This is a genomic window from Pseudomonas sp. ATCC 43928 (genome assembly GCF_005938665.2).
Lineage (GTDB): Bacteria > Pseudomonadota > Gammaproteobacteria > Pseudomonadales > Pseudomonadaceae > Aquipseudomonas.
Genome location: NZ_CP041753.1, coordinates 4,050,544 through 4,073,213, shown reverse-complemented (window position 1 = coordinate 4,073,213; position 22,670 = coordinate 4,050,544). Strand labels below are relative to the sequence as shown.

Genomic DNA, 22,670 nt, shown 5'->3' with positions numbered 1-22,670 from the left:
CACCATATGCCACGCAGAGCACGTCTCTTGATGCCAGGTGTCCCCTTGCATCTGATTCAACGAGGAAATAATAGATCAGTTTGCTTTTTTTCAGAGGATGATTACCTTTTTTATTTAGAGCTGCTTGCTGAACAGGCCAACAAAAATTCGTGTGAAATTCACGCATGGTGTCTTATGACTAATCATGTCCATTTGTTGATTAGCCCTCATGAGCACAGTAGTACCAGTTTGCTTATGAAAGGAATAGGGCAACGATATGTGCAATACATAAATCGTACATATGGACGTAGTGGGACTTTATGGGAAGGACGCTTCCGTTCGTGCCTTGTTCAAAGTGATAGTTATGTATTGGCCTGTTATCGCTACATTGAGATGAATCCTGTCAGAGCCAAAATGGTGACGCATCCTGCGGAATATCGTTGGTCGAGTTATCGTGCTAACGCACAATCAGAGTTTTCGCATCTCATTACCCCGCATGCTCAGTACCTATCGCTTGGGGACACAGATGTATCGACTGCTGAAGTCTATCGCGAGCTTTTTAGAAGCGAGTTGGAGATAGGATTGGTTGACCAGATTCGGGCTGCCACCAATGGCAACTATGTACTTGGTGATTCGCGATTTGCAGCCGAAATTGAAGCTATAATTGGGCGACGAGCTCGGCGGGGATGCCCGGGCAGACCGAAAAAGCACTAGATTTTTTAGATGGAAAACGTGGTCTGTCCCCGTTTATACCCGTTTATATACCCGTTTATACTCTTGGGATTGATTTAATGAAAGATTTCGGACTGATGGGTATTAAGCTGGAGCCGACCCTGCTCTGGGGGGGCACGCCTCTATTTAGCTTGGATGATGCGATTAAACTGTTGGGGTTTTGCGAGCAAAATGACGCCGCAGTGCTCGGAATTGAAGGCTTTAAAATAGCAGGAGGCAAAAGAGTTCCTGATATGGACTGTATTGCTGACTTTTCCACTCTGGTTGCTGTAGCCGGGAGAGAATTTCCGACAGCATCCAGAGAAGCAGCTAAATTGTTTATTGAATCGATCGCAGATAGCGATGTGTTTTTGGAGTTTGTTCTAGTCAAAGCTTAATAAAGCAAGAGAGGGCGGATCTAATTGTTTGTTATGTCCCATCTTCAATAAATATTGCGACAAGAAAGTGGGCGGATTTATTTATTTGGTTGTGGTGCGCGCCCCAGAAAATAGATCTGTCCCGGGGAATAAACGGGGGAATAAACGGGGACAGACCACGTTTTTTGGGAGCAGGGCAGTGCTCTTTCGATTAAACGTGGTCTGTCCCTGATTTCCCTTGTTTATCGGCCCGCCGCTGAGGGTAACGGACAGGCAATATGTGCGTTTAGTGTGTATGAGGTGGTCCCGTCCGGGAAATCTAGTCGTCCATTGTCGAACGTACTCAATTTTGAGCCTCCCGCTGATTCTAACTGTGGCCGGCACTGACCAGATTGTCAGGCTAACGAGAAAAGGGGACGGTGTCCCATCCTGAACAAGGTTCACACCTTCCGATCTATTTTTCAGGAAGAGCGCAATGGAATCAGAACCAGACACACTTGTGTGGCCGCAGTATGGCCTTGCCAGCCTGGACGTTGCATGAGCCTGTGTGAGGGTTTTTCGATGATTTCGGTGCCGTAATATTCCGGATTGCCACGATTGACAGCCCTCACAACTTGTAGGAATTTAGCCGCCCGCAGGTAAGGGATATCTGCTGATGGCCAAAAGATGGCCGTTGTTCACCACACAAGGGATTGTCTATGCAAGGTTCAAACACCGTTGCTCAACAGGTGTGCGGTCAGCTGGTGCACGAGCATCAGAACACCCCACACATGAACATTGCCGAGCAAATCCTTGAATGCCTGTTTCGCCGTCGTAGCCTCGCCCCGGGGCAGGATCACGAACTGTCGTCGCAGGTGCTGGAACCCCATCTGACCAAGGTCATGCAGGCGGTCGAGAGCGGTCGCAAGATTGAAATGGTCTTGCCAGCCTTTCCCGGCAAATCGCCCAGCCGCAAGAAAACCCTGAGTCATCTGCCCGATCTTGCTGAACATCATGCTATCGATGAGTTAAACCGCCTGTGCACAGAGATCCAGGAGATCTACGCACCGGGCGCGCTGATTCATATCTGCTCCGATGGCTATGTGTTCTCTGACTTGGTGCATGTTCCCGATGCGGACGTTAAGGCCTACACCGACGCTATCCAGGACTACGCCGAACAGCACTATCCCGGCACGTTCGCCCATTTCGACCTCCGGGATGCCTACCCTCAGCTGGATTGTCTGGACGCGATGCGTGAAGAGATGATGATTGAGCACGGTCAGTCATTGATCTTGTTGCAGCAGCGCTTCAAGGATGATCCGCACATGATGTTGATGTACTGCGGCATCCATCGCTTTCTTTCCGAGGATTACTCGGGACTGAAAGTATTCGCCGGCATGAGCCTCAACGCGGTGAAGAAGGTCGCCAAACCGGCCTCGCAGCGGGTGATCCAGCGCAGTGAAGCCTGGGGGGCGCTGTTGCAGGCGCGTTACCCGCATTGCCTGCGCCTGTCGATTCACCCGCAGCTGGCGGTGTCGACGAAGATCGGTATTCGACTGGTGCCAACCAGTGACCTGTGGCGTACGCCCTGGCATTCGGTGGCCATCAAGCGACGGGGTGTGGTCACCCTCGAAAAACGCAGCAATGTCGATGAGCGCTATCACCGCCTGGTGTTCCGCAAGGGGCGTCCTTGTCACTACGCCAGTGCTCAATGATGACGTCTCGGTTACGGGTCGAAGCCGTACTCTTCGATTTGGACGGGACTCTGGTCGACACCTTGCCCGACATCACCTGGTGCTTGAACCAAGTGCTGCTCGAACACGGTTGCCCGGCGCTGACCACGGAAATAGTGTGCGGGTATATCGGCGGCGGCACCACGGCGATGATCGAGCGAGTTGCCACGCAGTTTGGTGTCGCTGATGCGCTCGCCATGCACCAGCGCTATGTAGCGCTCTACCAAAACAACCTGGTTCAATTTTCCCGTCCATTCAGCGGTGTCTTGGAATTGCTCGAAGGCTGCCGACAGTTGCAGCTACCGTTGGCTATCGTGACCAACAAGGCCGAGGAAATGGCGTTGCAGGTTTCCAGAACGTTGCTGCCGCAGAATGCTTTCGGGCCAATTCTGGGGCATCGCGCAGGCAGGTCGCTCAAACCGCAACCGGAGGTGGCATGGGAAGCCGCCCGGCGGTTGTCGGTTGATCCGCAACGCTGCTTGTTCGTCGGTGACACGGAGATCGATCTGCAAACGGCCCGTGCTGCAGGCATGTATTCGGCGGCAGTCACTTGGGGCTATGGCCTGACACCTGACTTGCAGGCCCAGGCCCCGAACTTGTGCTGTGAACACCCGGCCGAATTGCTGCGCATTTTGCAGCAAGCCTGCGGGGCTGCGCATGCGTTCACCGAGCATGGCGACACCATCAAATCCTATTGATACGTACACCCTCAAGGAAGTTGTTCTATGGAACATAGAGACGCCTGGATCGCTGCCGTCAGCGATTTGCTGGCCGGTTATCTGCTCAAAGGCACGGATGATTGTTTCGACACACAAGGCAGGGCACACCTGGCGCTTCGATTGGGGCACTGCTTCGATCAGGGCCTGCCGGTGCGTCTGGTTTTGCCAGGCTTTCCCTGCAAGTCGCCAAACGCCAGCGACCAGACCTTCGGCGTGCTGCCGGACTACGGCGAGGTCATGGCCATCGAGCGCCTCGACCAACTCGGCCAAGCCATCGCCGCGTTGCACGCACCGGGCTGCGTGGTGTCGATCCTCAGCGACGGCACGACCTTCAATGACATCGTCGGCGTGGCCGACGACGTTCGCGCCGCTTACAACCGGGCGTTGCGTGAACTGTGCACCACCCACACGATTGAGTGGGTCAGCATGGAAGACCTGTTTCCCCAGGCCCAAAGTGCCGAGTCGGTTCGCGCCAGCCTGATCAAGCAGGCCCGTCTACCGTGGAAAAACCTTGGTGACCTGATCGAGCAGAGCCGCGACGATGAGTCCCTCAGCCGGGCGCATGACAACCTCTGCAGTCACCTCTACAACGACCTGCGTCTGTGCCGCGAAGAAGGGCAGAGCGAGGACGAGTACCTGCAACAAATCAACTTCAAAGCCTACCAAATGATGTATCGCGGGCACGCATTGAACGCGGCGGTGGACCGTTTCTTTGGCGATGACATTCGCTTGTCGGTCCATCAATACAACAATGCCGGCCCCAAATTCACCTTCGGCCTGGCCGAAGGGCTGACCCGCGCGGACAGCCCTTGGCATGCCGTGCCGGTGTGCAACTTGGATGGCGGCCAAACCCTTCGCGCCCGCGCCCAGGTCGACCTCGACCACCATGTGCTGGTCACCTATGAGGGGCGGCCATGGCTCTACCATCAAACAGAAAACCCGCAGGCCCAAGGCTTCGAGTACGAACTGCAAAAACTTCCGCTGTTTGGCCTGGTGGTGCGAGACCCGTTGGGGCTGGGGTTCGAACGACTGTCCACCGGCCTGCTGGAAGCCCTGGTGGAAACCTTCGGTTTCGTCTGTCTCAAGGGCTGCCGCTTCGACGACCAGGATAGCTTTGCTCGCAGCTGCGAACGCTTCGGCACGCTCTACGAATGGGCCTTCGGTGCCGTCCACGTGGTCAAGCCTGCGGACAAACCCCAAGGCGTGGTGCACTCGCTGGAAAAAACTCCGTTGCACTGGGACCTGAACATGCTGCCCGACAGCGATGCGCAAGTTCAACGCAACCCGAAATTCTGCGCCAGCAAATTCATGTTGTATTGCAAGACCGCGCCGCTGCCGGGCGAGGGCCAGACCACCATCGTCGACAGCCGCAACGTACTGCGCAAAGTCGGGCAGCAAGTCGCCCGACAATGGCAGGGTGTGAACATCACCTACTACACCAAAATGACCTATTTCGGCGGCTCGCCGCGCATGTACAGCCTGGTGGATCACCACCCCCGCAGCGGCGAGCTCATCCTGCGCTACCAAGAGGGCACCGACTCGACATTGCAGACCTTGAGCCAGTCGGTGCAGGACCATGACGAGCAGGCTCAGCAGGCGTTGCTGGAACAGGTCAATGCGCTGGTTTATGACCCGGAGTGTCTGATTGCTCATCAATGGAGTGAGGGGGATTTGGTGCTGATCGATAACTATCGGACGCTGCACGGGCGGCTGCCGATGTCGGCGGGTTCTTCGTCGCGGGAGTTGTGGCGGGTGCAGGTTTACTGATTGTTGTTGTCAGAGTCGGAGCAGGAAGCAGAAAAACCGCAGTAATGCGGTTTTTCTACGACTGAAATTAAGTCACTGACCCTTGGGCGTATCAAACCCACGCTGCTCAATCACCCGAAACACATCGCTCACATCCTGGACCAGGATCCGCGCGATGTTGGTGACGGTGTTGATGTCGTGTTCGGCATAGTCGGGGAGGCTGGTGCAGGCCATGAGGTTGAGGTATTTGAGGACGGCGTTGAGGCGTTCGCTGAGGCAACTGTGGAGTTCGCGTATCGGAGCGTCGGCGTCGATGAGGAGGACGGGGTGGTCGGTGGCGAAGTGGGACATTGGGCTGTAGTGGCGGAGCGGGTTTTGCGTCGTCATGGTGTTAATCCTAATAAAAGTAGAATTGCCACCGTTCTGCTGCGAAACAAAATGGGTGGCAGCTATGCGCGGGTTCGCAGACCGGAGGATTAACACCAGGACCCGGCAGACCCGAAGGTCTCCCACGCACAACCGCCATAAAATGATACGCAGCCGGGAGTCGGCCGTGCCTGACGGAACAAGGTGTCAATCTTAAGGGCTGCGAAACCCTATCGCCAACTGATGTCAGCGACAGCCCCACTCTAGGCAGCGATTTTGGTAGCCGCAACCGGAGTGTAGGACGCTCGGACGGTCATTTCGCAAAGTGGTTTTCCCCCACTCTATGGCGCAAACGCAGTAAAGCCGGGTGGTGTGGTGTGTCTGAGGAAACGGGCTATCAGGGTTTGGGGTTGCTTCGCAGCCCAGCGGGAGCAAGCTCCCTCGCCACAAAGGGCAGATTCCTACATATTTTGCAGACTTCAAAATCATGGCCGCGTCGTTACGGCATTTAACCCGAGGAGAATCCCATGAGTCAGTCACTGGAACGCGCCATTGCCATCGCCGCCGCGGCGCATGAAGGGCAGGTGGACAAGGGCGGGGCGCCTTACATCCTGCATCCGCTGAAAGTCATGCTGCGGGTGAACACGCTGGAAGAGCGCATCGTCGCGGTACTGCATGACGTGGTCGAGGACTGCGGCGTCAGCCTTGACGATCTGCGCAAGGAAGGCTTCAGTGAAGCGGTGCTGACGGCGATTGCGTCGGTGACCAAGGTGCCGGGCGAGTCCTACGAGGCGTTCGTCGAGCGCGCGGCGAAGAACCCGATCGGGCGGGTGGTGAAGCTGGCTGATCTGGAAGAGAACAGCGACTTGTCGCGGATTGCGCAGCCGTCCTGGGACGATCTGGAGCGCGTTGAGAAGTATCGGCGGGCGATAGGGGTGTTGCGTTCGTAGCGGGTGTTGCCAACGCGTCGCCGGCGCGAGTGCCGACCATTCCGGGATTTACGGAGGGTGTACCCGCCAGGAACAACAAAGCCCCGATTATTCGGGGCTTTGTTGCTTGGGTATGCACAGTTCTCAGATCGTTACCGCACGCCGTCCGGCGTTAATTAGTGATTTTATTGCTGAAACTTCCAGGATGAGCTCGAAAGGCGACTTAATGTCGGACCCGGCAAAGGCAAAGCGGGCGGGTTAAAGCCACCATCAGCACTGCCGATAACTCCGACTACGAATCCGCAAATCGCGCCTACATCAATAATGACTGAGCCTACGACCAAGGTCCTCTGCTGGCCGGCCGCCTCATTTAAGGAAAAGTGACTGTGATCATTGGTATCGACCTGGGCACCACCAACAGCCTTGTGGCTGCCTGGGATGGCGAACATGCCCGGCTACTCCCCAATGCGTTGGGCAACCTCCTTACACCCAGCGTCGTTGGCCTCGACGACCACGGCCAACTGATCGCCGGGGATATTGCCTGCGAACGGCTGCACACCCACCCCCACCTCACCACATCTCTGTTCAAGCGCTATATGGGGAGCGCCCGTGAAACGCAGCTGGGCGGGCGCGCCTATCGAGCGGAAGAACTCTCGGCGATGCTACTGCGTAGTCTCAAGGCCGACGCCGAGCGCGCCTTAGGCGGGCCCGTTCACGAAGCAGTGATCAGCGTGCCCGCGTATTTCAGTGATGCCCAGCGCAAGGCCACGCGTATTGCCGGCGAACTGGCCGGGCTGAAAATTGAAAGGCTGATCAACGAACCCACCGCTGCAGCCTTGGCCTATGGCCTGCAACAGCGAAACGAAGCGACCTTTCTGGTGTTCGACCTTGGGGGGGGCACCTTTGACGTGTCCATCCTCGAGCTGTTCGAAGGCGTCATGGAAGTGCGCGCCAGCGCGGGGGACAATTTCCTTGGGGGTGAAGATTTCGATGACCGGCTCGTGGAGCATTTCATCGCCAAAATCGGTGCCGCTGACCTGCCAGACACGGCCCACCCTGCCATAGCACAGCGGTTGCGGCGTGAGGCACAACGGGTTCGTCATGCCTTGGGGCAGGCGCAAGTCACGAGCTTTATCCTTCGCGAGCAAACGCGTGAATGGAGTCTTGAACTGACCCAGAGCGACCTGGCGGACATCGTCCGGCCTCTGCTGGACCGCCTGCGAGCCCCGATCGAGCGCGCGTTGCGCGACGCCCGGATCAAGGTGGCTGACCTGAACGAAATATTATTGGTGGGCGGCACCACGCGCATGCCGTTGGTGCGAAAGCTGGTCGCGGCCCTGTTCGGGCGAATCCCGGCGATGCAGCTCAACCCGGATGAGGTGGTGGCGCAGGGGGCGGCTATCCAGGCGGCGCTACAGGCGCGCCATGCCTCCCTCGAAGAAGTGGTACTTACCGACGTATGCCCCTATACCTTGGGAATCGAGACCTCGGTGCAGCTAGGCGCCGGTTACCAAAGCGGCCACTACTTGCCAATTATCGAGCGCAATACAGTGGTGCCGGTGAGCCGCTCCCGTAACGTGTCCACCCTCAGTGATAACCAGAAAGTAGTCAGGCTAGGTATCTACCAAGGCGAAAGCCGGTTGGTGGCCAACAATATTTTCCTGGGTGAACTGGAAATCCCCGTACCACCGCGCAAAGCCGGTGAGGTAACGCTGGACATACGCTTCACCTACGACAATAACGGTTTGCTCGAAGCCCAGGTGCATTTGCCAATCAATGACGAAACCCATCGGCTGGTCATCGAGAACAACCCCGGGGTATTGGCTCCTGAAGAAATCGCCCAACGGTTGGCGGCCCTCGAAGCACTGAAAGTGCACCCGCGCGACCAGCAGATCAATACCTTGCTGCTGGCCCGACTGGACCGCTTGTATCAGGAAAGCCTGGGCGATGGCCGGGAACGTATTGCCGGGCTGGCGAACCATTTTCAGCAAATGCTCGACACCCAGGATGAACGCCTGATACGCGAAGCCCGTGGCGACATTACCCAGCGTCTTGCCCATTTCGAGCGGGAGGGTTGAGTCACCATGAGCCATTGGAAAGTGCTGGACCTTACCCCGGACGCGGACGAACGCAGCATCAAACGCGCCTATGCGCGGCTGCTGAAAATCCACCGCCCAGACGAAAACCCCAATCAGTTCCAGCGCCTTCGGGAAGCCTATGAAGCTTCGCTGGCCGAGTCCCGCTGGCGCGCGCAGATTGATGAGGAAGACGTTTATTCCCCGTTAACCGCAAGCGCATCAACCCCGGAATACCATCCGCCCGCGCAAGCCCCTACGTGGGTAATCCCTCAGGATAGCGTCGACATTCCAACCGCCATCAGTCCTCCGGAACCGTCCCTGGAACAGATGCAGCAGTGGTTGGCCGAGGGTAAAGAGCGCCAAGTGCGGGAAGCGCTGTGCCTTTGGCTGGCGAGCGACTGGCTATTGCCCTTCGAGCGCCGCCAGCAGTTCGAGCAAAGCATATTGGATTGGCTCGAGTCCGCCGAAAAATGGTCGCCAGCCTTTTTCGATGGTGTGTGTCAGGTCATGGGTTGGAACGAAACCCAAGGCGATCTGCCGTGCGAGTACTGGCGCTGGGACAGACTGATCCGGCGGTGCGAGGCGCAAGCTTTTGCAGAGACCCTACGCGGTGATCTGGCCAGATTCGACGCCGATAAAATCCATGGGCAGGCAGCCGCCATGCTGTTCAAACCCATGACTGACCGCCGCCGGCGTGAAATGGCCGACTGCTTTAGCAACCTCGACTGGCAACGCTTTGCAGAGCTCGCCCAAGCCATTGAATATCAATACCCCGAAGTGCCCCAGCGTCTTGGGCTGCAACCACTCGACAACTGGCGGGATTGGTTGCCGGCCACAAACTATCGAGGGGTTTACCTTTTCCTATGGATGGCGCTGTGTGCTGTTCTTATGGCTTCGGTGCTTACCGGGCCTACGAAGAAAGAAGCGTTCGGCATGGTCATCATGCCACTGATAATGCCGGTATTGATCTGGATGGGCATGAAGGTTTACCACGTTTGGGCCATGGTAGCCGTGGTAGCGGGGCCGTTGGATGTGTTGCTTAGCCGATTGTTACTCCCGCGCCGTTGGTACCGACAAGGCGCTGGGCTCTTGTTGCTCCGCCACATACTCCCCAGTGCAGTGCCCGCAGCCCTGGCGTGCGCATGGTCCGGTGGTGTCCTGTGGCTGCGATGGGTAAGCCCGGTGGTGGTGTTCCTCGGTACGATTTACTTCACAAATGTGGCCCTGAGCGGCGGTAGGGTCTCGATGTGGGCTCGGGCACTACGAGCACTTAAACTGAAGGCCGGGCAACTGCCTTGGCACATGCTGCAACGCGAAGGCCTCGTTGTCGTGATTGCAGTGGCCGTGATGGCGGCTACAGTCTATTTCCGTATGAAAACTGTTGTTTAGCGGACAACACGCAATTTACTGGGCTGTGGATGAAGAGAAGGAAATGAGTGGGGACAGATCCCTCAGGGGCGGATTTATTTGTTTGGTTCGTGCGATGGTTGGAAAATAAATTCGTCCCCTTTTCCCTCTGGTGAAGGCCAGGGTTGGATAGTGGTTTCCGAGCGCAGGAGAGGAGCGCGCCAAGGCTGGCCGCCCCTTCACGGCTTCACACACTGGGCCGGCAAAAAAATAGCGCTTTTGCTCGCCTGTTACGTTCATAGTCAGGTCGAGGAGAACAGCATGAAATCCCGGATCATTGGATTGCGAGTGGCCGGTACCGTCTACGCACTGATGGCCTTGGCGCAACTGGGGCGCCTGATTATTCGCCCCGAGGTTCTCGTTAATGGGTATCCCATGCCCCTGTGGCCAAGCGTGCTCGCCTTGATATTGCTCGTGGTATTGAGCATCTGGATGTGGTCGCTCACACAGTCGCGAGCAGAGTGAGGCTGACTCATCCAGGCCAAACCGCTTCTTGGGCCACTTCGGAGTGATGCTGATGCAGTCATGCTGCGGGTGAACACTCTGGATGATGGATTGGGTATTCCAGGTAGAAACGACAAAGCCCCGATTATTCGGGGCTTTGTCGTTTGGGTATGCGCAGTTCTCAGATCGCTACCGCACGCTATCCGGCGTTATTGTCTGGCCTGCGGTGACTACGGGTTCTGCGCAATGTGTTTCGGTCCCGCCATGGCCCACCCTATCAGCCCGAACAGCGGCACAAACACGATCACCACGATCCACACCAGTTTGTTGCTCGATTTGCCCTCGGCTTTACGTACCCTGTTGATCGCCCACAACTCGATCAGCAAAAGCACTGCCGCGAGCACGATCCAGATCGTTTCGATTTGCATGAGTCACCTCCTGATAGTCATTCAGTTAGGTGAGTGGTGATGGGCGGGGTTCATTAAATTTCGGGGGGAGTGGGGGAATGGCCGCCGAGTGAGCCGAACTGGGCGCGGCTCTGGATCATTTGTGGAATGCCGATTTCGGGGATAGATAAATTAGTAAGTTTGTTGCTTTAGACCTTAAAAAATATATGCCCGTGGTTTGGGTGTGTCGGGTATGTTCAGCCTTGATCCTTAGCGTTCTCGGAGACTCCGTAATGCCTGGTTTTGCCGAGCCTGGCGAATAACCTGTGGTGAGGGGGCAAGCCCCCTCGCCACAGAGTTGTGCATTGACTGACTCCTGTAGGAGCCTGCGATCTTTTGATTTTGATGTGTTGTGTCTGGAGGTCCCCATGGCCGCTTACAACCTGCGACAGCTTCGATATTTCGTCACCACCGCCGACTGCGGCAGCGTAGCGGAGGCTTCGCGCAAGCTTTATATCGCGCAGCCGTCGGTGTCGACGGCGATCAAGCACCTTGAAGAAAGTTTTGGCGTGCAGCTGTTTATCCGGCATCACGCCCAGGGTGTTTCGCTGACGCCGAGCGGGTCGCGGTTTTATCGCAAGGCGCTGGAGCTGCTGCGGGTCGCCCATGAGTTTGAACAGAATGCGCTGGCGGACAACGACGTGGTCGCGGGGCAGATCGATATTGGCTGTTTTGAAACGGTGGCGCCGCTGTACCTGCCGCGTTTGATCGCTGGTTTCAAGGAGCGTTGGCCAGGTGTGGAGATCCGCATTCGCGATGGCGAACAGCAGGAGCTGGTGCAGGCACTGACCGCCGGCAGCATCGACCTGGCGATGCTGTTCGAACACGATCTGGACAGCACGATTGAGACAGTGCCGCTGATGCCGCCGCAACAGCCCTACGCCTTGTTGCCGGCGGATCACCGCTTCGCGCAACAGGCGAAAGTGTCGCTGAATGACCTGGTGCTGGAGCCGATGATATTGCTGGACGTGGTGCCGAGCCGGACCTACTTCGTGAGCATCTTTGAAGAGCGCGGACTGACGCCACACATCGTGTTCAGCTCACCTTCGATCGAGATGGTGCGAGGGATGGTCGGGCGCGGTTTTGGCTTTTCGATTCTGGTCACCAAACCGTTTTCCGAATACACCTATGACGGGCAGAAAGTCGTGTGCATACCGCTGGCCGAGACCGTGACCGGTTCGGGTCTGTCGGCGGCATGGTTGAGAAGGTCGCAGCTGACCAAACCGGTACAGCTGTTCGTGGATTACTGCCAGGAAGAACTGGCCCGACTGTATACCTGAGCGTCGGGCCAACCATCAGCGGCTGATTGATAACAGCATCCGTTGCAGCATTTCATCGCAGCCGTTCAATTGTTCGAGGCTGACAAATTCGTCCGGCTTATGACCCTGATCCATGCTGCCCGGACCGCACACCACTGTCGCAATTCCCGCCGTGTCAAACAGACCGCCCTCGGTGCCAAATGCCACCGTACCGAACTCCCCAGAACCGGAAAATGCCGCGATCAGCTCAGCGGCTTCGCTGTGCGCATCGGTCGCCAAACCGGGATAGGCCGACAACTCACTGAAGCGGATTTCACTCTGATCACTCACGGCGCGCATGCGCGGTAGCACTTGTTGCTCGGCGTAGGTCTGCAATTCCTGCGCAACGAGGCCAGGGTCTTGTGAGGGCAGGGCGCGGATTTCAAAGTCAAAGCGGCAATCGGCGGGGACGATGTTCAAGGCCTTGCCGCCGGAGATGACGCCGGTTTGCACAGTGCTGAACGGCGGATCGAAACGGGTGTCGTGATGCTCCGGTGCCTTGAGCCTGTGGCCAATCCGCCCCAGTTCGCCGATCAGTTCGGCGGCGTATTCAATCGCATTGACCCCGAGCGGCGCGTACGCCGAATGGCAGGCTTCGCCATGAATGTCGCAGCGCATCGCCAGCTTGCCCTTGTGGCCGAGCACCGGTTTGAGCTCGGTCGGTTCGCCAATGATGCAGAGCATCGGTTTGACCGGGCGCTGTTCGAGGGCTTTCAAAAGCGAACGAACGCCGAGACAGCCGACTTCCTCATCGTAGGACAGCGCGATGTGCACCGGCAGTCGCAGCGAGGCCTGTACCAGTGACGGCACCAGGGCGAGCACGCAGGCGATGTAGCCTTTCATGTCCGCGGTGCCACGGCCGTACAGTTTGCCGTCACGCTCGGTGAGCTTGAAGGGCGCAAACGTCCACGGCTGGCCGTCGACGGGCACCACATCGGTGTGCCCCGACAAAACGATGCCCGGCCGATCTGCCGGGCCAATGGTGGCGAACAGATTGGCCTTGCTGCGCTCGTCGTTGTAGATCAGTTCGCAAGGCACCTCGAAGCGGGCGAGGTAGTCGCGGACGAACTCGATCAGCTGCAGATTTGATTCGCGGCTGGTGGTGTCGAACGCCACCAAGGCTTCAAGCAAATCGCGGCTGCTGCTCATCGGTCGTCTCCGGCGACACCGTAGCCAGGGGATTTGTCGGGGGCGAGGGCGCGGTCGATGTAGTCCTTGACCTGTGGGCGATAGGCGTCCCACAACTGCTGCAATTTGCCTATCGGATCTTCATCAGCCCAATCGACCCGCAGGTTGATGATCGGCCAGGTCAGTTCGCCGACCACTACAACGGCAGCCGAATGCACCGGCCCGGCTTCACCGCCTGCGACCACCGCCGCTTTCATCGCGGTGAGCAAGCGGTCGGTCAGTTGGCCCTCGCCATGTTCGTATGCCTCGACCATGGCCTGGATCACGGCTCGGTCCGCGAGCATGTTGCCCGCGGCCACGCATTGCTCACCCGACACGGCATTGTGGTTGCCCAGGGTTTCTGAACCGCTGAAATGCGCGGTGCGGCCGAGGTGGTCAATCGCCGTGATTTGTCGGTATTGGCTGTAGCCGTTGCGGGTCAATGCCTTGTCCAGAGCCTCGGCAGGTGAGAGGCCTTGTTCCATGAGGGCGAGGGTTTCCGGGCCGAGGGATGGCAGGGTGATATTTTGTGTGGAGACCGCGCCGACACCGGGCAATAGCCAGGGGCAGCGGGCGCCGACGGCGATGCTTGAGGAACTGATTGCAATGCCGAACTGACCGGTTTCGGGGCAACGGGCGGCGATGGAGAAGGTCATGGTTTTGCTCCTTGGTTGGCCTTGGCAAAGTTGTTGTCTGTGCGGGCGTCTTCGCGAGCAAGCTTCGCTCCTACAGATGATCAGGGTCGTTCATGAAACAGCGATCTACTGTAGGAGCGAAGCTTGCTCGCGAAAGCCGCGACTCGGTCTACCTGCTTACTCAGGAATCACCGCAATCACATCAATCTCCATCAGCCACTGCGGCTGCCCCAGTGCCGACACCACCAACCCGGTGGAAATCGGAAACACCCCTTTGAGCCACTTGCCCACTTCCCGATAAACCGGCTCGCGGTAACGCGGGTCGATCAGGTAAGTGGTGGTTTTGACGATGTGGCTGAGGTCGCTGCCAGCTTCTTCCAGCAACTGTTTGACGTTGCGCATGGCTTGCTCGGTTTGCGCACGCGGGTCGCCGAGGCCCACCAGGTTGCCTTCGAAATCGGTGCCGACCTGGCCGCGAACATAAACGGTGTTGCCGGCCCGCACGGCCTGGCACAGGTCATTGTCCAGGCTCTGGTTCGGGTAGGTTTCCTTGGTGTTGAACATGCGAATACGGGTATGGGTTGGCGTGGACATCTGAGGCTCCTGAAGAACTATTCGTTAAGCGCTGACGGTGGTTTTATGCGCGACGGGGGCGGTTTCAGCTTCGCGTTGCAGGGCATCGCGGTAGTCGTGGTATGAGCGCTGAATGGCGATCTGATCAGCCACGTACTTGGCATCGTGCCAAACACCCCAGATGAACGAAGAGCCGCGACGCGATTGCCATGGCAGGCCGAGGAAATACACCCCAGGCTCGCTCGACACTCCGCGCTGATGCTGCGGCTTGCCGTTGTCGTCGAACGCGTTGACCTTCAGCCAGCTGTAATCCGTGGCAAACCCGGTGGCCCAGATGATCGACGTCACGCCAGCCTTGGCCAGGTCGAGTTCAAGAATCGGGTTAGTGACGCAATCCGGATCCGGGAAGGTATGCCGCGCCTCAGGTTCTTCCGGCAGGTCCAGGCCATTGCGCTCGATGTAGGCGTCGGCGGCATTGAGCAGCGCCAGATAGTTCTCATCGCCGCGTGCCAGGTTGTCGGCAAGGTTGGGCTGGAACGTCGCCACGCTGCCATTGAACGATTGGGTCAGACCCACCAGCGTCATTCCGCGATGGGCTAGCCCACGGAAGTCCACCGTACGGCCACCATGCGCGCCGCTCACCGCGATGGTCACGTGTTCCCGGCCGGGTTTCATCGCGGCCTGATCCCACTCGCCGAGCACGCCCAGCCACCAGCAGAAATCACGGTTGCGATAGGCGCGAGGAGGGCGATCGTGCGCACCCACCGAGAGGTAAACCTGCTTGCCGGCACTCTGTAATTCATCGGCGATCTGCACCCCGGACGAGCCGGCGCCCACCACCAGCACAGCGCCCTCTGGCAGTTGCTGCGGGTTGCGGTATTCGGCGGAGTGGATCTGGGTGAATGGCTGATCTTTCGGCGCGATCGGCGGAATAACCGGGCGCTGGAAAGGTCCGGTGGCGGCCACTACGCGGTTGGCCTCGATCACGCCTTCGGAGGTTTCAATGGTGAAGCCTGGACGACCGACATTGCGCTCGACTTTCTTCACGTCCACGCCGGTGCGGATGGGGGCGTTGAACTTCTTCGCGTAGGCTTCGAAGTAATCCGCTACCCGTTCTTTCGGGGCAAAGCTGTCGGGGCTGAGATCGTCGAACTCAAGACCCGGAAACCGATCGTGCCAGGCCGGGCCGTTGGCCACCAGCGAATCCCAACGACCGCTGCGCCAGCGCTCGGCGATGCGGCTGCGCTCCAGTACGAGGTGAGGCACGCCGAGTTTGCTCAGGTGTTCACTCATGGCCACGCCAGCCTGACCGGCGCCCACAATCAGCGTATCTATTTTTGTTTTTTCAGTGGTCATCTCTATACCCATCGAAGTTGGAATCAGGTCGGTTGTGGCCTGCCATTTCTTGGGTCAAGACTAGGGATCACCCCTGGATCGGTAAAATATTATAAAGCTGGCATTTGAATACAAATTACCGATGTAGCGCCTGCGAGTGTTTATGCCTTTGAGCTGCCACGACGCACTCCCGTAGCAGCTGCTACAAGAGCAATCGATGACCGGATTTAACAGAGCATGCCCTGAGCCAATGGGTGATATAAATCTGAATCGTTAAATGTTTACGTTCAGGAAAATTCACCTATGAGTCAGAAAATCCCCCTCAGCCAGGTCAGTGACTTTGACCTCAGATTGTTACGACTCTTCAAAACCGTGGTGCAGTGCGGGAGTTTCTCGGCGGCGGAAACCTCGCTCGGGATCAGCCGCTCTGCAATCAGCGTGCATATGGCCGATCTGGAAAAACGTCTGGGAGTCCGCTTGTGCCAGCGTGGACGTGCCGGCTTCGCGTTGACGGATGAGGGACGTGAGGTGCTTCGTTCCAGCGAGGCGGTGCTGGTGGCCATCGAGGGGTTTCGAACCGAGGTGAACCAGTTGCACAGCCAACTGCGGGGGGACTTGAATATCGGGATCATCAATAATTTGGTCACCCAGCCGAAGATGCGCATCACCCGGGCCTTGAAATCACTGCGCAGCCAAGGCGAGGGGGTGACGGTGAATTTGAGCATGAGCACGCCGGCCGAGATCGAACGCGGGGTATTGGACGGTCGTCTGCATGTCGGGGTAGTCCCTTTGATTACGCCGCTTTCAGGCCTTGAGTACAACCTGCTTTATGAAGAGCGGTCGTACTTGTATTGCAGCCATGAGCATCCGTTGTTCGCCTGCGCCGACACGGTGTCCACCGATGATTTGCGCCATGTGGATGCCGTGGTGCCGAGTTTTCGCATGACCGCCGAAGCCATCGGTTTGCACCACTTGCTCGATTGCGCCGCCACTGCCACCGACCGTGAAGGCATCGCTTTTTTGATCCTCACCGGGAGTTACATCGGCTTCCTCCCCGACCATTATGCGGCCGCGTGGGTGGAGAAGGGCATGATGAAAGCCATCGCGCCGCAACGGTTCCATTTCGATGCGCCCCTGGCCATTGTGACCGCCAAAAGCCGCCGCCAAAGCCTGATCCTCGATCACTTCCTGCAAGCCGTACAGCAAACCGCCTGACGGTTTCGACACTTCGAGCGGTCGTCCGACCGCTCAGTCACTTTCCTGAAAAAATCCGCGCAAGTCTGTTGACAGCTCAATTCGTTCAAAACTAATCTGCATACAGCGCTGCACACATGATGGCGCACATTGCTACACGCTTGTACCTTTCTGCCCAAGAACAACTACATAACGGTGAGGTTCAAAATGGCTCGGTTATTCTCTCGCTCCGCCCGCAACATGCTCCTCTGTGCCATCGCCATCGGTGCGCTATTGAGCCAGGCTCCAGCGCAGGCCGCTGATCCGTCACTTTGGCAAGGCGTGCAAAAGGCCGGCGTGCTGCGTTGCGGCGCTGCGGTGGCGGCGCCCTATGTGATGCGTGATGCCCGTTCCGGTCAGTACAGCGGCTACTTCGTGGATTTGTGTCGGGACTTCGGCGAGAAGGTGCTGAAGGTCAAGGTGGAGTTCGTTGACACCAACTGGGACAACCTGGTTGCGGGTCTGCAAGGTGGCAAATGGGATCTGGCGATGGCATTGAACCAGACCCCGGAACGGGCCATGGCCGTCAGCTTCTCGGTCCCGGCGACCGACTACCAGATCTCGTTGCTCACCCATAAAGACAATCCAAAACTGGCCACGGCGGGCAATGCCATCGCCGACTACGACAAGCCGGGCGTGTCGTTTGCAGTGATGTCCGGCACGGCCGCCGACAAGGCGATCAGTGCGGTGGTGAAGAATGGCTCGGTCATGCGTTTACCCGGGATGGACGAGACTCGACTGGCGGTGATGTCCCGCCGCGCCGACGTGCTGGTCGATGCCAGTGACACCAACCATTTGTTCGCCGTCGCCAACCCGGACTGGACCAAGGAAATAATGCCGGCCCCGGCCTTGGCCAAGCAGGGCGTCGCGTTCGGACTGAACCGTGACGCGTCGCAGTCAGACCTGCAAGTGCTGAACATCTACCTCACCCAGCGTCGCGAGACAGGCGAAATCGCCGCCCTGGTCGACAAGGCTTCCATCCTCGCGAACGCCGACGAAAAAACATCCAAGTAATTTCGCTGATTCCCGAGAGCGGCCGGTAACCGCCGCTCTCCTGGAGACCCCCTATGACAGCTCCTTTACTGGTGGCCGCCCAGCCACAGGCATCGTTCGTCCCCGATTCGGCTGGCGGCGACTTCATCCAGCTGCGCGATGTTTACAAATCCTATGGCGAAGGGTTGGTGGTCATGGACCATTTGAGCCTGGATATGCGCGCCGACGATCGGCTGGTAATCATCGGTCCCAGCGGCAGCGGCAAGAGTTCGTTGCTGCGGGTCATGATGGGGCTGGAAAGCATCCAGGGCGGGACGATCAACTTCCAGGGCCAGCCTTACATCGATGGCAACGCGAGAAACCAGGGCAAACCACTGGATGTGCGCTTGCAAACCCAGGTCGGCATGGTGTTCCAGCACTACACGCTGTTCCCGCATCTGTCGGTCTTGAGCAACCTGATTCTGGCGCCCATGAAAGTTCACGGGCTGTCCAAGGCCCAGGCTACCGAGAAAGCACGGATTTTCCTGGCGCGATTGGGTCTGGAAAGCAAGCTCAATGCGTATCCAAGCCAGCTCTCCGGCGGGCAAAAGCAGCGTGTCGCTATTGCCCGCGCCTTGATGCTTGAACCGAAGCTGATGCTGTTTGACGAGGTGACTTCGGCGCTCGACCCGGAAATGGTCACCGAAGTGCAGAACGTGATGATGCAATTGGCCGAGGAGAAGATGGCCATGATCATCGTCACCCACGACATGCATTTCGCCAAAAACATCGCCTCGCGGGTGGTGTTCTGCGCCAACGGAAAGGTTGTCGAACAGGGGCCTCCCGCGCAGATCTTCACTCAGCCGAAGGAGCCGCGCACCCGCGAATTCCTCGAAAAAGTCCTGCACCTGGGCTGAGGGGTACGACCATGAATTATCAATTTGATTTCCATTTTCTGACTGGAAACTTCGGTGCCCTGTGGGAGGGCCTCAAGGTCACCCTGCAGCTGGCGCTGGTGTCGAATGTGGAGGGGCTGATACTCGGTTTCGGCTTGTGCCTGCTGACCCTGAGCCGCTGGTTTTTCATCCGCTGGCCCGCCCAGTTGTTCATCGAGTTCTTCCGCTGCACGCCGGCGTTGTTGCAGATCGTCTGGTTCTTCTACTGCTTGCCGATGCTGTTCAACGTGTTCATCGACCCGATCACCATGGGCGTTTTGGCCCTGGGGCTGAACCTCACTGCGTTCAACGCCGAAGCCTATCGGGCCGGGGTGCAGGCAGTGCCGCGCGAACATCTGGATGCCTGTGTTGCGCTGGGCCTGCGCCCGTGGCAGCGCACGCTGTACGTGATTCTGCCGCAAGCCGTGCGCACCGCGCTGCCAGTACTGATGACCAACGGCATTTCGATTCTCCAGCAAAGCGCGTTGGTGGCCATCGTGGCGGTCGCAGACCTGATGTACGTCGGCAAAAGCATTGCCACCGAAGCGTATCGCCCACTCGAAACTTACTCGCTGATCGCCCTGATCTACTTCGCCCTCTCGCTGCCCATCGCGCAGCTGGTGCAGTGGCTCGAGCGGCGCCAGGACACTGCGCTCGCGCGCTGAGGAGAAGAAGATGCAGCTGGATTTCTGGGTGGTCCTTTCCTACTGGCAGGTGTTGGCCAAAGGCCTGGCGCTGACGCTGGCGTTCACCGTCAGTTGCGCGGTGCTGGGCAGCGTCTGCGGGTTTCTGTTGAGTCTGTTGCGGCTCTCGAAAAGCCCGTTGATCCGAATCCCTACCGGCCTGTACGTCGAGCTGTTCCGCGGCACGCCGTTGCTGATTCAACTGTTCTGGATCTTTTTCTGCCTGCCCGTCGTATTCGGCATCTCGGTGCCGCCTTACGTCTCGGTGGTGCTGGCGTTGACGCTGTACATGACTGCCATCACCAGCGAGACCTTTCGTGGCGCGCTCAAGTCGATTCCGAGCGAGCAACACGATGCCTGTACCGCCCTGGGCGTGGCGTCGTGGAACAAAGTGTTCTACGTGATTTTCCCCCAGGCATTGTTGCGTGCCGTCCCGCCGCTGCTGTCCAACGTGGTCAGCCTGTTCAAGGAAAGCGCACTCATTTCGTCGGTGGGGATCGCCGACCTCATGTTCGTCGGCCAGAACATTTCCAACAGCACCGCGCGCCCGGTCGAGTTCCTGTCGGCGGTGGCGGTGATTTATTTCCTGGTGGCGTTCCCCCTGACCCGACTGGTTGGCGTGATCGAAACCCGGATGCTCAGACGCTACGCGTACTAACTCAACCCACTGGAGACATTCCCATGCAGCAACTCAAAGGCATCCTGCCGGCCCTGGTGACCCCCTTCGATCAATCCGGTGCCATTGATTACGACGTCCTGACATCGATTATCGAATATCAACTCAAGCAGGGCGTAAGCGGGTTCGTGCCGCTGGGCTCAACGGGCGAATACTACGCGCTGACCAACGACGAACGTCGTCAGGTCATGGCGACCGTGCGCGAGGTGGTCGGCGATCGCGGCATGCTGATCGCCGGTGCCAACGGCTCATGTACCCGTGAGGTGATCGAGCAGGTCAAACAGGCCCGTGACATTGGTTATCGCAACCTGCTGATTGCGCCGCCGTACTACGCCATTCCAACCCAGGAAGAGCTGATCGGTCACTACGAAGCGATTCTCGATGCCGTGCCGGACGTGAACATCGTGCTCTACAACTACCCGATCCGCACTAATGTTGAAGTGGGTTATAGCGTGCTGGATGCGCTCAAGGATCATGAACGGGTAATCGGCATCAAGGAAAGTGCGGGCAACCTGCTGCGCGCCGTCGAGATCGGTGAAAACTACAAGGGCAAGATTCAGTTGTCCTGCGGTTCCGATGACCAGGCGCTGGACTTTTTCCTGTGGGGCGCTACCAGCTGGATCTGTGCGCCGGCGAATTTCCTGTCGCCGCACATCGTTTCGTTCTACAACAAGTACACCTCGGGTGACTTGGCCGGTGCGCAACAAATCGTGCGTTCGTTGTTCCCGTTGATGGCCAATCTGGAAAGCGGCAAGTTCATTCAGAAGGTCAAATACGGTTGCGAACTGGCTGGCTTTGAAGTGGGTGTGGCGCGCATGCCGTTGTTGCCGCTGACGGCTGAGGAAAAAACCGAATTCCGCAAGGAGTTCGAGAAGCTGCAAGGCTGATACGTTTCCCGCATCGGCCTCCACGTGGGACGGTGCGGGCTCAGCTTCCTAGAGAGAGACGGTGTATATGATCCCTATGCAATCACCCATCCAGCAGCAAGCCGAGCGCCAGACCGCGGTGGTCATCGGCGCGGGTATCGTCGGCGTCTGCTGCGCCCTGTATCTGCAGCGCGAGGGCTATCGCGTCACGATGATCGACCCCCAGGCGCCGGGCGACAGCACGGCCAAGTGGAGCTGCGGGCAAATGGCGGTGAGTGAAGTCATCCCGTTGTCCAAGCCGGGAATACTGAAAAAGATTCCGGCCTGGTTGCTGGATCAGAAAGGGCCACTGGCGTTGCGACCCAGCGCCTTGCCGGGAATCCTGCCGTGGTTTTTGCGGTTTGTGGCCTGTGCGCGGCATTCCAGGATCGTCGAGATTTCCAATGAAATGGCGACGCTCACGCATCATGTCTACGAAGACTATGCGCCGCTGCTGAATGCCTGTGCCGACAAGACCTTGATGGGCGAACGTCCGATCATCGAGGTGTTCGACACGGCTGAAGGGCTTGAGCAGGAAGAGCCACACATGGACCTGCGCAGGTCGCTGGGTTTCAAGTCGCAGGTTCTGGATCGGGGTGCCATTGCCGATCTTGAACCCGCATTGGCCGGCAAATTCAGCCACGGTTTGCTGTTTCCCGATTGGCGTGCGGTCAGTGATACCAAAGGATTTATTGCGGCTCTGACGCAAAGCTTCATCGATCAAGGCGGCGCCCGGGTGCGTGCTGAAGTGAAGAGCATTGATGAAGTCGCCGACCGTGCCAGCGGCGTGACCCTTACAAGCGGTGCGCGTTACGCTGCCGATCATGTGGTGATCGCAGCCGGAATCGGCTCACGACAATTCTTCGGGCAAATCGGCGGCAGCGTGCCTCTGGCGGGCATTGCCGGTTATCAAGTGCTGCTTCCTCATTCCGGTGTCGAGGTGCGTCATTCGGTGATTTATGCCGATGGCGGTTTTTGCTTCGCACCGATGACCCGAGGCTTGCAAATAGGCGGAACGATCGAGTTCGCCGGCCCCAATGCGGAACCCAACTACAAACGCGCGGACATCATTCTGGAGAAGGCCCGCAGGATCCTTCCTCAGTTGAACATCGACGGCCTTGAATATGGCGTCGGTTATCGCCCGTTTCTGCCGGACACCAAGCCGATCATCGATGGTTGCGATCGGCTCAAAAACGTATTCCTTGCGTTCGGTCACGGGCAACTGGGGCTGACCCTCGGGGCAACGACCGGGCGACTGATTGCCGATATGGTCGCCGGACGCAAACCTGCCCAGGACCTGAGCCCATTCAGTGCCAAACGTTTTGCTTTCAATTGAGGCCCTTC

The 22,670-nt window shown here is 58.1% G+C and carries 23 protein-coding genes; 17 read left to right on the top strand and 6 right to left on the bottom strand.

Annotated elements, in window-relative coordinates; translation table 11 throughout:
• Positions 1-6 precede the first annotated feature (6 nt).
• From FFH90_RS18580 to FFH90_RS18555, 5 genes are all read left to right on the top strand, one after another.
• The gene (locus tag FFH90_RS18580; protein WP_082920874.1) at positions 7-693 is read left to right on the top strand and encodes a transposase; all 687 of its coding nucleotides are present in this window, start codon (positions 7-9) and stop codon (positions 691-693) included.
• Positions 666-1,088: a hypothetical protein gene (locus FFH90_RS18575; RefSeq protein ID WP_172901179.1), complete on the top strand. Its 423-nt coding sequence runs from the start codon at positions 666-668 to the stop codon at positions 1,086-1,088. The genes FFH90_RS18580 and FFH90_RS18575 overlap by 28 nt, the downstream gene beginning before the upstream one ends.
• A gap of 677 nt (positions 1,089-1,765) precedes the next feature.
• Entirely contained in the window at positions 1,766-2,761 is a 996-nt protein-coding gene (locus FFH90_RS18565; protein ID WP_064618466.1) for an isocyanide synthase family protein, read from the top strand.
• The gene (locus tag FFH90_RS18560) at positions 2,761-3,477 is read left to right on the top strand and encodes an HAD family hydrolase (protein ID WP_138867811.1); all 717 of its coding nucleotides are present in this window, start codon (positions 2,761-2,763) and stop codon (positions 3,475-3,477) included. Before FFH90_RS18565 ends, FFH90_RS18560 begins: the two co-directional genes overlap by 1 nt.
• A 27-nt stretch (positions 3,478-3,504) precedes the next feature.
• The gene (locus FFH90_RS18555) at positions 3,505-5,265 is read left to right on the top strand and encodes an L-tyrosine/L-tryptophan isonitrile synthase family protein (RefSeq protein ID WP_138867810.1); all 1,761 of its coding nucleotides are present in this window, start codon (positions 3,505-3,507) and stop codon (positions 5,263-5,265) included.
• Positions 5,266-5,337: 72 nt separating this feature from the next.
• On the opposite strand, the gene FFH90_RS18550 is transcribed toward FFH90_RS18555, so the two are convergent.
• The gene (locus tag FFH90_RS18550; protein ID WP_138867809.1) at positions 5,338-5,631 is read right to left on the bottom strand and encodes a fructose-bisphosphate aldolase; all 294 of its coding nucleotides are present in this window, start codon (positions 5,629-5,631) and stop codon (positions 5,338-5,340) included.
• Positions 5,632-6,137: 506 nt separating this feature from the next.
• Between FFH90_RS18550 and FFH90_RS18545 the strand changes: the two genes are divergently transcribed.
• The 4 genes from FFH90_RS18545 to FFH90_RS18530 all read left to right on the top strand — a co-directional run bounded on the left by FFH90_RS18545 (position 6,138) and on the right by FFH90_RS18530 (position 10,489).
• Complete coding sequence (locus tag FFH90_RS18545) at positions 6,138-6,560, top strand: HD domain-containing protein (RefSeq protein WP_138867808.1); 423 nt, start codon at positions 6,138-6,140, stop codon at positions 6,558-6,560.
• A gap of 365 nt (positions 6,561-6,925) precedes the next feature.
• Entirely contained in the window at positions 6,926-8,617 is a 1,692-nt protein-coding gene (locus tag FFH90_RS18540) for an Hsp70 family protein (RefSeq protein WP_086946171.1), read from the top strand.
• Positions 8,618-8,623: 6 nt separating this feature from the next.
• Entirely contained in the window at positions 8,624-10,006 is a 1,383-nt protein-coding gene (locus tag FFH90_RS18535; RefSeq protein ID WP_138867807.1) for a J domain-containing protein, read from the top strand.
• A gap of 279 nt (positions 10,007-10,285) precedes the next feature.
• The gene (locus FFH90_RS18530) at positions 10,286-10,489 is read left to right on the top strand and encodes a hypothetical protein (protein ID WP_064618454.1); all 204 of its coding nucleotides are present in this window, start codon (positions 10,286-10,288) and stop codon (positions 10,487-10,489) included.
• Positions 10,490-10,698: 209 nt separating this feature from the next.
• Here the strand turns inward: FFH90_RS18530 and FFH90_RS18525 are convergent, their stop codons facing one another.
• Positions 10,699-10,896 carry a PLDc N-terminal domain-containing protein gene (locus FFH90_RS18525; RefSeq protein ID WP_064618452.1) on the bottom strand — a complete coding sequence of 66 codons (198 nt, stop codon included), beginning with the start codon at positions 10,894-10,896 and terminating at the stop codon, positions 10,699-10,701.
• A gap of 386 nt (positions 10,897-11,282) precedes the next feature.
• On the opposite strand from FFH90_RS18525, the gene FFH90_RS18520 reads away from it, so the two are divergent.
• Positions 11,283-12,194, top strand: a complete 912-nt coding sequence (locus tag FFH90_RS18520) for a LysR family transcriptional regulator (RefSeq protein ID WP_018930232.1) — start codon at positions 11,283-11,285, stop codon at positions 12,192-12,194.
• Between the two features lie 15 nt (positions 12,195-12,209).
• On the opposite strand, the gene argE is transcribed toward FFH90_RS18520, so the two are convergent.
• From argE to FFH90_RS18500, 4 genes are all read right to left on the bottom strand, one after another.
• Entirely contained in the window at positions 12,210-13,361 is a 1,152-nt protein-coding gene (argE, locus tag FFH90_RS18515) for an acetylornithine deacetylase (RefSeq protein WP_138867806.1), read from the bottom strand.
• The gene (locus FFH90_RS18510) at positions 13,358-14,035 is read right to left on the bottom strand and encodes a DUF1028 domain-containing protein (protein WP_138867805.1); all 678 of its coding nucleotides are present in this window, start codon (positions 14,033-14,035) and stop codon (positions 13,358-13,360) included. Before FFH90_RS18510 ends, argE begins: the two co-directional genes overlap by 4 nt.
• Positions 14,036-14,191: 156 nt before the next feature.
• Positions 14,192-14,608: a RidA family protein gene (locus FFH90_RS18505; protein ID WP_018930235.1), complete on the bottom strand. Its 417-nt coding sequence runs from the start codon at positions 14,606-14,608 to the stop codon at positions 14,192-14,194.
• 24 nt (positions 14,609-14,632) lie between these two features.
• Positions 14,633-15,943 (bottom strand): NAD(P)/FAD-dependent oxidoreductase, encoded by a 1,311-nt coding sequence (locus FFH90_RS18500; protein WP_138867804.1) that lies wholly within the window; start codon positions 15,941-15,943, stop codon positions 14,633-14,635.
• Positions 15,944-16,225: 282 nt separating this feature from the next.
• Here FFH90_RS18500 and FFH90_RS18495 point away from each other — a divergent pair, with 282 nt between their 5' ends.
• The 7 genes from FFH90_RS18495 to FFH90_RS18465 all read left to right on the top strand — a co-directional run bounded on the left by FFH90_RS18495 (position 16,226) and on the right by FFH90_RS18465 (position 22,662).
• The gene (locus tag FFH90_RS18495; RefSeq protein ID WP_111453420.1) at positions 16,226-17,137 is read left to right on the top strand and encodes a LysR family transcriptional regulator; all 912 of its coding nucleotides are present in this window, start codon (positions 16,226-16,228) and stop codon (positions 17,135-17,137) included.
• A 186-nt stretch (positions 17,138-17,323) separates the two neighbouring features.
• Entirely contained in the window at positions 17,324-18,169 is an 846-nt protein-coding gene (locus FFH90_RS18490) for a transporter substrate-binding domain-containing protein (protein ID WP_111453421.1), read from the top strand.
• Positions 18,170-18,222: 53 nt separating this feature from the next.
• Entirely contained in the window at positions 18,223-19,044 is an 822-nt protein-coding gene (locus tag FFH90_RS18485; RefSeq protein ID WP_111453422.1) for an amino acid ABC transporter ATP-binding protein, read from the top strand.
• Positions 19,045-19,055: 11 nt separating this feature from the next.
• Positions 19,056-19,727, top strand: coding sequence for an amino acid ABC transporter permease (locus FFH90_RS18480; RefSeq protein WP_111453423.1), 672 nt, complete (start codon positions 19,056-19,058; stop codon positions 19,725-19,727).
• Positions 19,728-19,737: 10 nt separating this feature from the next.
• Positions 19,738-20,403, top strand: a complete 666-nt coding sequence (locus FFH90_RS18475) for an amino acid ABC transporter permease (protein WP_111453424.1) — start codon at positions 19,738-19,740, stop codon at positions 20,401-20,403.
• A gap of 23 nt (positions 20,404-20,426) precedes the next feature.
• Positions 20,427-21,308 carry a 4-hydroxy-tetrahydrodipicolinate synthase gene (gene dapA, locus FFH90_RS18470; protein WP_111453425.1) on the top strand — a complete coding sequence of 294 codons (882 nt, stop codon included), beginning with the start codon at positions 20,427-20,429 and terminating at the stop codon, positions 21,306-21,308.
• Positions 21,309-21,384: 76 nt separating this feature from the next.
• The gene (locus tag FFH90_RS18465; RefSeq protein ID WP_218281479.1) at positions 21,385-22,662 is read left to right on the top strand and encodes an FAD-binding oxidoreductase; all 1,278 of its coding nucleotides are present in this window, start codon (positions 21,385-21,387) and stop codon (positions 22,660-22,662) included.
• The last annotated feature ends 8 nt before the right edge of the window (positions 22,663-22,670 follow it).